This window comes from Clostridium sulfidigenes, assembly GCF_000732635.1.
Classification (GTDB): Bacteria; Bacillota; Clostridia; order Clostridiales; family Clostridiaceae; genus Clostridium_J; species Clostridium_J sulfidigenes.
In genome coordinates this window covers 1-14,309 of record NZ_JPMD01000026.1, presented here as the reverse complement: position 1 = coordinate 14,309, position 14,309 = coordinate 1, and the positions used below count along the sequence as shown (strand labels likewise).

Sequence of the window (14,309 nt, the reverse complement as noted above, 5' to 3'; positions counted from 1 at the left end):
TGTCTCCAAAGCCTTACCTTAAGTTTATTTTAGTAAACTTATACTTTGGAGACACCCTTTCATATCCTTAAATTTTAATGTTTATATTAATATTTATCAGTTCCTGTATATATGAATATAGCATCCCTTAAAAAAGCTGCCATTCCTGGTTGTTTAGCATCATAATATGCTGTAAATCTTTCATCATCCACATACATTTGGGCAAGTCCTGCATGGGCTTCTTTACTGTAACTGCTCCAGTAATATTCTATCCATTTGCGATGTAATTCTGCTGTTTTCTGAGCTAGTTCTCCAGCTGGATTACCTGTTTTAAAAGCTGCTGATAAAGTATTCATAATTTCTTCTGCAAGGTTTGTTACTTCCTCATATTCTTTTTCTGACATAGCTTTTACTTTTGCATTAGATTTATTTACTTCCTCATCACCATATTTTTCTCTTATTTCTTTACCGTATTTCTTCTCATTTTTATCTATTAGTTTTTGTTTGAACCCTTCAAACTTTTCTTTATTACTCATCTTAATTCCTCCTTTTTTGTTAGCTATGGTCTTTTCAACATTAGCTATTAACAAATCTATTTGTTTTCTTTTTTCAAGGAGTTTAAGGCGATGTTCTATAAGTGCATTAATCCCATCAAAGGAAGGTTCATTTATTATATTTTTTATATCTATTAAACTAACCCCTAATTCTCTATAAAACAGTATTTGTTGCAGTCTATCAAGTTCTGCTTGCCCATAAATTCTATATCCTGATGAATTAATTCTTGCCGGCTTAAGAATTCCTATTTCATCATAGTATCTAAGGGTTCTTGTACTTATCCCTGCTAACTTACCTAAATTTTGCACTGTATATTCCATATTCTAACTCCTCCTAATATTTAATATACAGCTTTACGTAACGTGAATGTCAACAGTTTTATTAAAATTATTCCCCTTATAATTTTAATATACTTATCCCATGCCTTTCTTCTAGGTTATGTTGGAAATTATAGTTATAGAGTATTTTTATAATTCACTTACTTTACTATAGCTTATTTTTTCTTCAACTAACTTGTATACAGTTCCCAATACTATACCAATTAGCGCTGGCACCACCCATCCTAATCCTTTAGAATAGAGCGGTAACTTGCTAAATAAATTCACAATAAAGTTCCATTGTATTCCAACTTGCCCTAATGCATCAGCTACACTTACAATTCCCGTAAACAATATTGTTAATCCATATACCACTGTACTTCCATTAAAAAACTTATCTAGCATTGCAAGGACTATAAGCATTATTGCTATTGGATAAATTGCATTTAATACTGGTACTGATATAGCAAGAATTTTTGTTAATCCCATATTGGCAAGAATCATACTGGAAAGTGATAATATTCTAACCCAATTTTTATATGATAATTTACTATTTAATGCGGAAAAGTATTGACTACAGGAAGTTATAAGTCCAACACAGGTTGTAAGACAAGCTAATGTAAATATCACTGCTAACAGTACAGCACCTGGTTTTCCAAATATATAAGTCATGATATTTGTTAAAGTTTGTGCTCCATTTTCAGTAGTTCCAAATCTTCCTCCACTAGTTGCTCCTAGATGTGCCAGTATAGAATAAACTACTATTAATAATCCGCCTGCGCCTACACCAGCCTTTACAGATGTAGAGATAATTGCTTTTTCATCCTTAATTCCTTTAGATTTTATAGCTAAAGCTATAACTATTCCAAAATTTAAAGCGGCTATGGTATCCATAGTTAAGTATCCATCTAAAAAGCCTTTAACAAAAGGTGAATTTACATACTCTTCTGTGGCTACCCCATAACTACCTAATGGTCTGAAAATTGATGCTATAAAAATTAGTGAAATTAGTACTAATAGGATTGGTGTCAAAAACTTACCCATACGATCCACTAATTTAGCAGGGGTTAATGAAAGCCAATAAGCTACTGAAAAGAATATTAAAGTAAAAATAAAAAGTGCCCAGATTTTTGATATACTTTCTGGCAAATATGGTGCTACAGCCATTTCAAAAGGTAAACTTCCAGCTCTTGGAATACCTAAACAAGGTCCAATAGATAAATATATAAGTACTGTAAATACCCCTGCAAATAACGGATTAACTCTTTTAGCCAAATTATGTAGTCCCCCTGATTTAGCCACTGCAACTACTCCTAAAACAGGAAATCCTACTGCAGTTATAAAAAATCCTGCCATAGAAATCCAAGTTGCTCCCCCTGCTAATTGTCCTAGAAATGGTGGAAATATTAAATTTCCGGCTCCAAAGAATAATGAGAAAAGCATTAAGCTTATTAATACTAAATCTTTTTTTGATAAGTTGTTCATTTTTTATTCCCCCTCGTTTATGCTGTGAATTTTCTACTAGCTAATAATATCACCTTGAATATCCATAATGTTCCCCCTTTTCAGTTTATTAGTGCCTTAGTTCTATTCTTTTAGCACTGATATACATCCAAAAGATCTTCTATGCCTTTACTTATTTACATTTTCAAATTTTAATGTAAAATAAAAAACCCGTCCCTTGAAAAACAAGGGACGGGTTAAACCGCGTTACCACCCTAATTCTGTAAACAAATCTAAAAACAATACATTAATAGATTCAATTACAACACTTAGATACGTATCTAACAATACGCTTTTCTTTTAACGGTGAAAGACTCCGGCAAAACCTACTAAAATATTTCGGCGTTGCTTCTCAGAGATGATTTTCAGTTGTATATTGAACATTGGCTTTCAGCAAAATGCCAACTCTCTTTGGAACAAAAATACTACTTACTTTTTCTCTTCATAGAATTTCTTGAATTTATATGCTATTAATATTATATGCATATTGAACTTCTGTCAATACTTTTTAATATTTTTTAATTATTTTTAATTTAGCCTATTACATATTCCCTATATTTTTCATAATCTATATTGGAACACTCAATAGATAACTCAGCACCATCATTTCTATATTTTCTATCTATAACTCTTGCATTATCATTTAAATAAGATAACAAATTTCCTTTATCATAAGGTATAAACATATTACAATTTATATAATTATTAAATACCTTAGTAGATATAGTTTCTACAAGTTTATCTATACCTAAATTTTTCTTTGCTGATATATAAACTCCATTTTTTTCAGTTAAATAATCATCTACTAAGTCAATCTTATTATAAACATAAATCATAGGAACTGATTCTGCTCCTATCTCTTTTAATGTTTCATTTGTTACTTTAAGATGATGTTTATAATCTGGATTAGAAATATCTACAACATGGAGTAATAAGTCAGCTTCACAAACTTCCTCTAGGGTAGATCTGAAAGCCTTTATTAAATTGTGTGGTAAGTTACTTACAAACCCTACTGTATCTGACAATAAAAATTTTTTATTATCATCTAACTTTATACTTCTTATAGACGTTTCTAAGGTTGCAAACAGCATATCTTTTTCAAAAACCTTTTTTTCTTCACTATCTTTAAATGTATCTATCATACTATTCATAATTGATGATTTCCCTGCATTAGTATATCCAACTAAGGCTATTTGGGGCACACTAGACTTTCTTCTTAAGTTACGCTGTGTTTCTCTTTGATGTTTTAACTCTTCAAGTTCCTTGTTTAAGGCAGCTATTTTGGCCTCAATCTTTCTGCGATCAAGCTCTAACTTTTTCTCTCCAGCACCTTTGTTTTTTGTTCCTACACCTCCACTTTGACGACCTAAATTTTCATTAGCCCCAATTAGTCTTGGTAATAAATACTGAAGTCTTGCTACCTCTACCTGAAGTTTTGCTTCTCTAGTTTTTGCTCTTTCAGCAAATATACTTAGTATTAGTGCAGTTCTATCAATAACTTCACATTCAATAGCCTTTTCTATATTTCTTAATTGTGATGACGATAGCTCATTATTAAAAATTACTATGTCTACTTCTTCACTATTTACTAATGATTTTAATTCATCTAGCTTTCCACTTCCAATATAATGTGCCTTATTAATTTGTTTTGAATTTTGTACAAGCTCTCCTATAGCTTCAATATCACAGGCCATACATAAGTTCTTAAGTTCAACCATAGATTCTTCAAATCCATTTTCATTATTTATATTTATTCCTACTACTATTCCTTTTCTTTCCATTTCCATAATCTCCTTTAATCATACTATTTAAACTACTATAGTACGGATTCATGATTATAGAATTTTAACTTTAAAGTTTACTTCTTTAAAGAAATCTCCATGATATATACGGAGTAAATTCTACTATCTAAATCATATGTTTAGATAGCCACATTTAAGGCAACTCATAAATCCACCTTTTAGCCTCTTAATCTAACACTAAAAATTCCACTCTTAATTCTCATCTTACACGCCTCCATAACCTTGAATTATTTAATAAAAAAATACCTTGGCATAGAAAATTATCCATTTCTCTGCTCAAGGTATTATAATTACTTAATTAAAAAATATTATAAATTACATAAATAAAGCCTTAAATAACCCTATTATTATAAGCAGTATGGATTTTATTAAATTTCTTTAAAACTATAAATAATTTTTTCATTTCATACCGCTCCTTTTCTTTGTAATCATTTACCAATAATATAGCATACATTACTTAAGTTGTAAACATTATAATAAATTATTTTATTTCTTAGGTCTACAAAATTTATATTTTATATTTCTTACTGATAATCATTTTAATTAATTATTAATTGCAAATCACTTTCATTTTATGTATAATACATGTTAAATAACCATAAACTTACCTAGAGGAGGTAATAAAATGTCTGTATATCAAATAACTTATTATATAGCTGAAACTCATAATCATGAATGTGACCATGATCACCAGCATGATGAGAATTGCAACCACGACCATCATCACCACCATAGTAATCTGCCTAGAAAAATTAAATCTTTAGGGGCTTGGGCAAACATTATGCCAACCACATTTCTTTTACATACTGAAATGAATTCTAAGGATATAAAGCTAGCTTTAGATGAAGTAAAAGAAGATAATGAAATATTTTTCATTTCTCAAGTTACTTTAGATAATGATGGTTCTATGCATCCAGGTGCCCTAGCTTGGATTGAATCTCGTCTTAAATAAAAGAAATATATACTAAATTAAGAGGTCCACTAGAATATTAATTTTAGTGGACCTCTTTTAATAGTTACATATTGGCTTAATTATATATTTATTTTTTCAATTACATTTCCATGAACATTTTCATATCATCTTCTACGTTAGTTATTCCACCTATTCCAAAGTTTTCAACTAAAACATTAGCTACATTTGGAGATAGGAATGCTGGAAGCGTTGGTCCTAAGTGAATGTTTTTTACTCCTAAGTGTAGTAGAGATAATAAAACTATTACAGCCTTTTGCTCATACCATGCAATGTTAAATGCGATTGGTAATTCATTTATATCTTCTAACTCAAATACTTCTTTTAATTTTAAAGCAATTAATGCTAGTGAGTATGAATCATTACATTGACCTGCATCAAGTACTCTTGGAATTCCTCCAATATCACCTAAGTCTAACTTGTTATATTTATATTTCGCACATCCTGCAGTTAAGATTACTGTATCTTGTGGTAATGCCTTTGCAAAGTCAGTGTAGTATTCTCTTTTCTTTTGTCTACCATCACAACCTGCCATCACAAAGAATTTCTTTATAGCTCCAGTTTTTACTGCTTCTACAATTTTATCAGCCAAGGCTAATACTTGATTGTGTGCAAAACCTCCAATGATTTCACCATGTTCAATTTCTATTGGAGCTTCACAAGTTTTAGCTAATTCTATCAATGCTGAAAAATCTTTATTTCCTTTTTCATCAGCTGCAATATGTGTACATCCTGTATATCCTGCAGCACCTGTAGTAAACACTCTTGCTTTGTAGCTATCTTTAGGTGGTACAATACAGTTTGTAGTCATAAGAATTGGTCCATTAAAGCTCTCAAATTCTTCTGTTTGCTTCCACCATGCATTTCCATAGTTTCCTATGAAGTGTGAGTACTTTTTAAATGCTGGATAGTAGTGAGCTGGTAACATCTCTGAGTGAGTGTATACATCTACTCCTGTACCCTCTGTTTGAATTAATAATTGCTCTAAGTCTTTTAAGTCGTGTCCAGACACAAGAATTCCAGGCTTATTACTTACTCCAATATTTACTTTTGTAATTTCTGGATGTCCATAGCTTTCAGTATTAGCTTTATCAAGTAATGCCATACCGTCTACTCCAACTTTACCAGTTTCTAATGTTAATGCTATATATTCATCTATTGTTATCTTATTATCTGCTGTTGCAGCTAAAGCTTTTTGCATAAATGCACATATGGCTTCATCATCATATCCTAATGCATTAGCATGTTTAACATATGCAGCTAATCCTTTCAATCCATAAGTTATCATTTCTCTTAAACTTCTAATATCTTCATTATCAGTAGACAGTACTCCTACTAAACCAGCTTTACTATCCATTTCAGCTTCTGTTTTAGCTGTCCATAATGCAGCGTCACTTAAATCTTCTTTATTGCTTAATTTTGAAAGTAATTCTTCCTTAAGATTTAAAGTTTCTTTAACCATTTTATAGAATACTGCGTCATCAAAATTTGCATTTGTAATTGTAGTGAAAAGATTCATAGTCACAGCTCTATTTATTATATTAGAAACAGTTACTCCTTCTTCCCTAGCTCTTGTAGCTACTTCTGATAATCCTCTTGAACTGTATATTAATAAGTCTTGAAGTTTTGCAAGATCAGGGGTCTTACCACAAACTCCTCTTACAGTACATCCGCTGCAACCAGCTGCTTCTTGACATTGAAAACAAAACATCTTATTCTCCATATTTAACTCCCCTTTATTTCTTAATAATATTTTTTACTTTGTTGATTTAATAATTGAATTCATTTGAACTATGGTCTTATTGTACATAAAATAAATACAGGAGTCCGTAACCTATGTTACCAACTCCTGTAATAATATATTTTTTTAAATGTTTTTATTTACATTGTTTGTATTCCATATTTATTAATACTTATCTTTTATATAATGTTTAATTAAACATTTCTTCTTCTAAAGCTTCTATATCTAATATTTTTATATTACTTCTATCAAAATCTATATATCCCATATCCCTAAGATTTATTAGCTCCCTTGACAATGAAGGTCTTGGTATTCCTAAAGCTGCAGCAATACTTTCTTTACTTTCTTTTAATTTAATTGTACTATTCTTCTGTAGTTTCATAGTTTCTAATATGTAATTTATAACTCTATGCCTTATATTCTTAAAAGATATATTTTTAATTTTAGAATTTAGCATTAGCACTTTATTACTAAGAAGTTCTAAAAAATTCTCAAGAATTCTTTTTTCTCTTGAAAATAGTTCTAACATATCTACCTTATCAATGTATAATATACTGCATTGATTTAGTGCAATAACTGTAGCTGGATAGTTCTCCTGCTTTGAAAATATTATGGCTTCTCCAAATACATCACCAAGGGTAAGTTTATTTAAAACTATATATTTACCACTTGGATATATCCTTTGAAGTTCAATGGTTCCTTCTAATATAAGTCCTATAGTACTGCATTCTTCTTCTTCATGGGCAATAATTTCCCCTTTGTCATATTTATTAATATGATATCTTGTTTCCTCATAAATTTTTTTTAGATTCTCAGAATCAATTCCTTTAAAAAGGAAATTGTTTTGTAGTAATTTTAATATATCTTTCATTATTCATCCTCTTCTTTTATTGTATTAACTTATTTTATTCTCGTATATGATTACCTAATTTATTTGACCTTAATACTACTCTTCCTACCCATAGAATTACTCCAATAATCCAAGGTATTATAAAGTAATATAGTCTAAATAAAAGCGTTATAGATAAAGCTGAGTTAGGCGAAAACCCCAGAGTCTTTAGTCCTATTATAGCTACTAAATCAAAGGACCCTACACCTCCTGGTATAAAGCTTATAAGTGCAGCAATACATGCTAATATATTTACTCCTGTAACCGATACAAAGCTTGCATCACCTTTAAAATATTTAGCTATGGTAAAAAACATCATACTTCTCACTATCCACTCACAGGTAGATAGAAGGGTTAATCTGACCTTTAAATTTATGCTTCCTTCAAAGTATAAATTAAATTTTTCAAGTTTATTGCTTAACCAAGTGAACCTATCTAAAAAATAATATATAGGTAGAAAAGCACAAAATATTAATATTACTATCCAAAGCCACTTTTGGCTATGTAATAATGGATATATTTTAAATACGTCTAATACACCTAAATAGCACATAACTGATAAGCCCACTATAGTTGTAGGTATTAGTATCATATTAAAATTTATCATGTCCTTAGTATCAATATTTTCATCTTTAAATAAAACAGTTCTAAGTGTAGCTCCTGTAAGCCCTCCAAACCCTATTATGTCATTAAAGCTATGAGCAATCCATGCAACTACAAATACCTTAAACTTATTTATATTGTATCTATAATGATCAGCTAGTACTACATCATAAAAGCATAAAAACGATATAGATATAATTGTAGATATTAAGAATATTACAAGATATGTATTAGGTATATTTCTTAATATATCTAGAACCTGATTTATATCTATCTCCTTGAATATACTCCTAGCTTCATAAATTACAAAAAGCATAATTATTATTGGAATTAAAATCTTTCCTCCACTTTTCACTTTGCTTTTTCCTTGATTACCACTCACATTATGTCCCCCTAATCCAATTTAAAAGCTAAATAAAATATATATATTTTACTTAGCTTATATTTTCAACATATTACCATTCTACTACTTATATGCATTAAAATCTATATTTTAGATTATATAGATACTTTTATTTATTTTATCTCCTTGGAGGAGAGACTTTAGATCTCTCCAACTTTTGTTTTACTCGAGGATTTTTCTTAGTATTGCATGATACTCATTTAAAACCACATCGAGTTTTTGGCTTGCGATGATTACTTCTGGATCTAGTAAATTAGTTTTTTCACTAATTAACTTTTGTAAATTTTGTCTCATTTCACAAACCCTTTTATCCATTTCATCAATTTTTACCATATCGCCCCTCCTTTCGCTATAATTATAGCAATAAGAGGGTTAATAACTTGAATATAAAGTTAATTTTAACACTTATTTAAAATTAATTATTTTATAGGGTTATAAATGTTAAAACAAATAAAGCAAATCTACTTATTTATAAAGTAAATTTGCTTTCCCCTAGATATAATAATTTCAATATATTAATCTTCTAATGTGTTATAAAGATATCCTTCTCCCTTTTCTATGGAATTTTCTATAGACTCCTTGTTCCTCTTTGTATTAGCTTCACTCTTTAATTCATTATCACTAACCTTATTTCTTACTTCCCTTCCAAGATCTCTTTCTATAGTTCCTGGATTATTATTTAATAAAGAATGATGTTCACTTTTTAAATTCATAATCTTACCTCCTAAAATGTAATTTATATTATTATCTTCATTAAGTAAGATTCATATACTTATTTATATAATGGAAAAACTCAATTATTATCTATTCTTCATAAATTATTTTCAATATAAAAAATTAAAGGACTTAGCTATAATAGCTAAATCCTTCAATACAATATGGTAGCCTGTAGGGGGATCGAACCCCTGTTTCCACCGTGAGAGGGTGGCGTCTTGACCACTTGACCAACAAGCCTTATTAACAGTTTGATTACTTATTTTCTCTACCTGTTAATAATATCATACAATTTAATTTAATTCCATATTATGAATTATTTTATTATACAATAGATTTCTTAATATCTATTCAGTTTTATAATTGAATAACTTTTTTAAAATTTGTAGTTTTACACTAATGCAATTTCCTTATCTATATCACTATTAATATCTTTAGGATTGATATTAAGTTCCTTATGATCTAGTTGTTCCTTTGCAATGGCAAGCATAAGTTTAATTCTATTTTCCTGATTTACTCTAGTAGCACCAGGGTCATAATCTATAGGTACGATATTAACATCATGATGAATGTTTTTTATTTTTCGTACCATTCCCTTACCTACTATATGATTTGGCAAACATCCAAAGGGTTGAGTGCATATAATATTTTTATATCCTAAATTATTCAACTCTAACATTTCTGCTGTAAGAAGCCATCCCTCTCCCATATTATTACCATATCCAACTACACCCTTTGCTAACTTTTTAGTTTCTTTAAAGGATGATGGTGGTATAAAATCTGAATTTTCCTTTACTGAAGATATAAGTAAACTCTCAATTTTCAATAGGTAATTCATAAATTTTTGAACAATAAACTTAACTACCTTACTTCCACCATAAAGATTTATATTGTCTATTCTTTCATCTGTACAATAAAATACAAATCCAAGAATTCCTGGTATCATAACTTCACAATTCTGTGTAGCTAAAAATGCTTCTAAATCATTATTCCCTAAGCTTGCATATTTAATATATATCTCTCCCACTATACCCACTTTTACTTTAGGAGTTTTTTCAATTTTTATATTTGCAAAGTCTTTTGTTATGTTATCCATATTGGTCTTAATTTTTTTTAGAGAATAAGCCTTATTATTTTTAAATTGCAAAGTTAACTCTTCAATCCATTTTTTTATTACTTTATCACTTTCACCTTTACTTATTTCATAAGGTCTCACTTGATTTCTCAAATGCATCAAAAGATCTCCATAAATGACTCCTGATAACATTTTATGAACCATAGGCAATGTTATTTTAAAGCCACTATCTTTTTCCATTCCGGCTAAATTAAAAGAAATAACAGGAACCTGTCCATATCCAGCCTTTTTTAATGCCTTTCTAAGTAAGTATATATAGTTTGATGCTCTGCATCCTCCTCCAGTTTGAGTGATAATTAAAGCTGTTTTATTAATATCATACTTTCCACTATTTAAAGCATCTATCATTTGACCTATAACCAGTAAAGCTGGATAGCAAGTATCGTTATGAACATATTTTAGTCCTGTTTGTACTACTGATTCACCTTTATTAGTTAATAGTTCTATGTGATATTTACTATTTAGGAATACATTTTTTAAAATTTCAAAATGTATGGGTGCCATCATAGGCATTAATATAGTATAATCTTTACTCATTTCTTTAGTAAAGGTTACTTTATTTTCATTATCCATTACTTATTCACCCTCCCCTTGATGGATTGCTGCAAATAAACTACGAAGTCTTATTTGTATCGCTCCTAAATTAGTAATTTCATCTATCTTAATTTGGGTGTATATCTTATTTGACTCTTCTAAAATTTCTCTTACCTCATCGGTAGTTATTGCATCCACACCACAACCAAAGGAAACTAACTGAACTAAATTCATGTTAGGCTTGTCTGCTATATACTTAGCCGCCTTATATAATCTAGCATGATATGTCCATTGATTTAACACCTGAAGGTCTACCTTATCTACATTATGAGAAATCACATCTTCAGATATAACTGCAGCTCCATAGCTATTAATATACTTATCAATTCCATGATTAATTTCACTATCTATATGATAAGGTCTACCAGCAAGGACAATTATATCTTTCCCCTCCTTTTCTGCTTTCTCAATAATTTCTTCACCCTTTATCCTTACTTTTTTTAAATATCTATCATATTCTTTGTAAGCAAGAGTAGTTGCTTCCTTAACTTCTTTTAAAGATATGTCCATAAAATATTTCACCAATATGTTATGCATCTTCTTTGGAAAATCCTTAGGTCTATGAATTCCTATATAATCATAAATATAGGTTACCTTTGAAACATCTGGCATATTTCCTTGAATTACTTCAGAGTAATATGCAACTACTGGGCAGTTATAACAGTTATCAGCTGAACTATCTTGTATATTATAGGTCATGCATGGATAAAAAATTGTATCTACTCCACCATCTATTAGTGACTGTACATGTCCGTGAATTAGCTTTGCTGGAAAGCATACTGTATCTGATGGTATAGTTGTTTGCCCTTTAAGATAAATTTCTCTTGAAGATGGTTCAGATTTTTCTACTTCAAACTGTAAGGTTGTAAAAAATTTATACCAAAATGGGTATAATTCATACATGTTTAATCCCATAGGAATTCCAATTTTTCCTCTTTTACCTGAAATATTAGGATAACTATCTAGTAAGCTTCTCTTATACTCATATATGTTGGACACTTCTCCATGATTTTTATTACTTATAGGTCTATCACATCGATTTCCACCAATATACTTTCTACTTTCTCCAAAGGTATTTATAGTTAATCTACAATGATTATTGCAAAGCCCACAGTTAGTCATTTTTACTTCATGATTAAAATTCTCTAATTCACTCTTATTAAGAATAGTACTTTTATCATTATTTTTTCCATGAGCATACAAAGCTGCTCCATAAGCACCCATAAGCCCAGAAATTGTAGGTCTAAGGACTTGTACATTTAATTCTTGTTCAAAGGCACGAAGTACAGCATCATTTAGGAAAGTTCCTCCTTGAACTACAATATTTTTTCCTAGAGACTCTGCATTACTGGCACGAATTACTTTATATAGTGCATTTTTAACTACACTAACAGATAATCCTGCTGATATATCTTCTATGGTAGCTCCATCCTTCTGCACCTGCTTTACAGAAGAATTCATAAATACAGTGCATCTAGAACCTAAATCTACTGGATTTTTAGAGAATAATCCTAAGTTAGCAAATTCTTCAACTGAATATCCTAATGCATTAGCAAAGGTCTGCAAGAAAGAGCCACAACCTGATGAACAAGCTTCATTTAAAAATATATTATCTATAGCTCCATTATGTATTTTAAAACATTTTATATCTTGTCCTCCTATATCAATAATAAAGTCAACATTATTCATAAAATGTTTGGCTGCAGTAAAATGAGCTACCGTTTCTACCATACCATAATCTACCTTAAAGGCATTTTTTATTAATTGTTCACCATATCCTGTTGCTGCAACTGCTGAAATTTTAACTTTTGGATATGTGTTATATATATTTTCTAAGTATTCCTTAACTACCTCTACAGCATTTCCACTATTAGGTCTATAAATTGAAGATACAATTTCTTTATTTTCATTAATAGCAACAATTTTTATAGTTGTAGAACCAGAATCTATTCCTATTGTTATTGGTGATGCAGCATCAATTTCATCCTTGATAAGAACCTTACTTTTCTCATGTCTAAGCTTAAATTCATCATACTCTTCTTTTGTTTTAAATAGTGGTGGTGCCATAGAATAAGTTTCATCTTCACGATAATTATTTAAAGTAATAATCAAGTTATCTATATCTATCTTTTCACTAGCATAATAGGCTGCCCCTAAAGCTACATAATATAGTGAGTTATCTGGACACTTTCCTGTTAAATTTAAAGTTTTGTCAAAGGCTTTTCTCAATTCTGAGTTAAAGCTTAGTGGTCCTCCAAGATATAATACATTACCTTTTATAACTCTACCTTGAGCTAATCCTGCAATAGTTTGATTTACAACAGCAAAGAAAATACTTGCTGATAAATCACTTTTTACAACTCCTTGATTTAAAAGAGGTTGAATATCTGACTTAGCAAAAACTCCACATCTAGAGGCAATAGTATAAATCTTTTTATAATCCTTAGCAGCCTCATTCATTTCTTCTAAGGACATATTTAACAAAGTAGCCATTTGGTCTATAAATGCTCCTGTTCCACCTGCACATGAGCCATTCATCCTTACTTCCATACCATCCTTTAAAAATAGTATTTTAGCATCTTCTCCCCCTAATTCAATGATAACATCCACATCATCTTCTAAAGTAGTTGCAGCAATCCTTGTTGCATAAACCTCTTGTACAAAGGGTACCTTCCATTTTTCGGCCATGCCCATAGCAGCAGATCCAGAAATGCTTAGTTCCATGGACTTCTCTCTTGGATACTTGTCTCTAATTTTCTTTAGCAGTTCTGAAGTCTTTTCTTTTATTTTACAATAATGACGTTCATATGATTGATAAATAACTTCTCCAAAGTTATTTAAAACAACAGATTTAATTGTGGTTGAGCCCACATCAATTCCTATTTTCATAGTAAATCCTCCTAAATAAATGCCATACTATATAGCTTTTACCCTCTTAAAAATAACAATTAAAGATTTAGTTTTATAAATCTTCTACATATTATCTAAACACCATATTATACCATATTATTTACTAAATAACATATATTTAACTATTATTTAACATACTGTAAACAACTATTTCTCTATCTTTAGAAATTATAGTTTTTCAATTTAATAAATAT

Annotated in this window: 11 protein-coding genes, 1 tRNA gene and 1 other annotated feature; of the genes, 1 reads left to right on the top strand and 11 read right to left on the bottom strand. The window is 29.8% G+C overall.

The window, feature by feature from the left end; all coding sequences use genetic code 11:
• Positions 1–86: 86 nt before the first annotated feature.
• The 3 genes from IO99_RS10560 to hflX form a co-directional block, all read right to left on the bottom strand.
• Positions 87–854, bottom strand: a complete 768-nt coding sequence (locus tag IO99_RS10560) for a MerR family transcriptional regulator (protein WP_035133202.1) — start codon at positions 852–854, stop codon at positions 87–89.
• 147 nt (positions 855–1,001) lie between these two features.
• Positions 1,002–2,336 carry a branched-chain amino acid transport system II carrier protein gene (gene brnQ / locus IO99_RS10555; RefSeq protein ID WP_035133199.1) on the bottom strand — a complete coding sequence of 445 codons (1,335 nt, stop codon included), beginning with the start codon at positions 2,334–2,336 and terminating at the stop codon, positions 1,002–1,004.
• Positions 2,337–2,539: 203 nt separating this feature from the next.
• Positions 2,540–2,809: a binding site (T-box leader), on the bottom strand.
• Positions 2,810–2,887: 78 nt separating this feature from the next.
• A complete protein-coding gene (hflX, locus tag IO99_RS10550; protein WP_423219425.1) occupies positions 2,888–4,135 on the bottom strand; it encodes a GTPase HflX in 1,248 nt (415 codons plus the stop codon).
• Between the two features lie 646 nt (positions 4,136–4,781).
• Between hflX and IO99_RS10545 the strand changes: the two genes are divergently transcribed.
• Positions 4,782–5,108 (top strand): hypothetical protein, encoded by a 327-nt coding sequence (locus IO99_RS10545; protein ID WP_035133196.1) that lies wholly within the window; start codon positions 4,782–4,784, stop codon positions 5,106–5,108.
• A gap of 100 nt (positions 5,109–5,208) precedes the next feature.
• Here IO99_RS10545 and hcp read toward each other — a convergent pair whose 3' ends face one another.
• The 8 genes from hcp to IO99_RS10505 form a co-directional block, all read right to left on the bottom strand.
• Complete coding sequence (gene hcp, locus IO99_RS10540) at positions 5,209–6,849, bottom strand: hydroxylamine reductase (protein WP_035133194.1); 1,641 nt, start codon at positions 6,847–6,849, stop codon at positions 5,209–5,211.
• A gap of 208 nt (positions 6,850–7,057) precedes the next feature.
• Positions 7,058–7,738: a Crp/Fnr family transcriptional regulator gene (locus IO99_RS10535; protein WP_035133191.1), complete on the bottom strand. Its 681-nt coding sequence runs from the start codon at positions 7,736–7,738 to the stop codon at positions 7,058–7,060.
• Between the two features lie 34 nt (positions 7,739–7,772).
• Positions 7,773–8,741: a lysylphosphatidylglycerol synthase domain-containing protein gene (locus tag IO99_RS10530; protein WP_035133189.1), complete on the bottom strand. Its 969-nt coding sequence runs from the start codon at positions 8,739–8,741 to the stop codon at positions 7,773–7,775.
• A 183-nt stretch (positions 8,742–8,924) separates the two neighbouring features.
• Entirely contained in the window at positions 8,925–9,095 is a 171-nt protein-coding gene (locus tag IO99_RS10525; protein ID WP_035133187.1) for an aspartyl-phosphate phosphatase Spo0E family protein, read from the bottom strand.
• A 182-nt stretch (positions 9,096–9,277) separates the two neighbouring features.
• Positions 9,278–9,475, bottom strand: a complete 198-nt coding sequence (locus IO99_RS10520; protein WP_035133185.1) for a hypothetical protein — start codon at positions 9,473–9,475, stop codon at positions 9,278–9,280.
• Positions 9,476–9,641: 166 nt separating this feature from the next.
• A tRNA-Glu gene (locus IO99_RS10515) sits at positions 9,642–9,716 on the bottom strand.
• Positions 9,717–9,867: 151 nt separating this feature from the next.
• Positions 9,868–11,184, bottom strand: coding sequence for a 2-hydroxyacyl-CoA dehydratase (locus tag IO99_RS19745; RefSeq protein ID WP_051824050.1), 1,317 nt, complete (start codon positions 11,182–11,184; stop codon positions 9,868–9,870).
• Between the two features lie 3 nt (positions 11,185–11,187).
• Complete coding sequence (locus IO99_RS10505; protein WP_035133183.1) at positions 11,188–14,094, bottom strand: acyl-CoA dehydratase activase; 2,907 nt, start codon at positions 14,092–14,094, stop codon at positions 11,188–11,190.
• Positions 14,095–14,309: the final 215 nt, after the last annotated feature.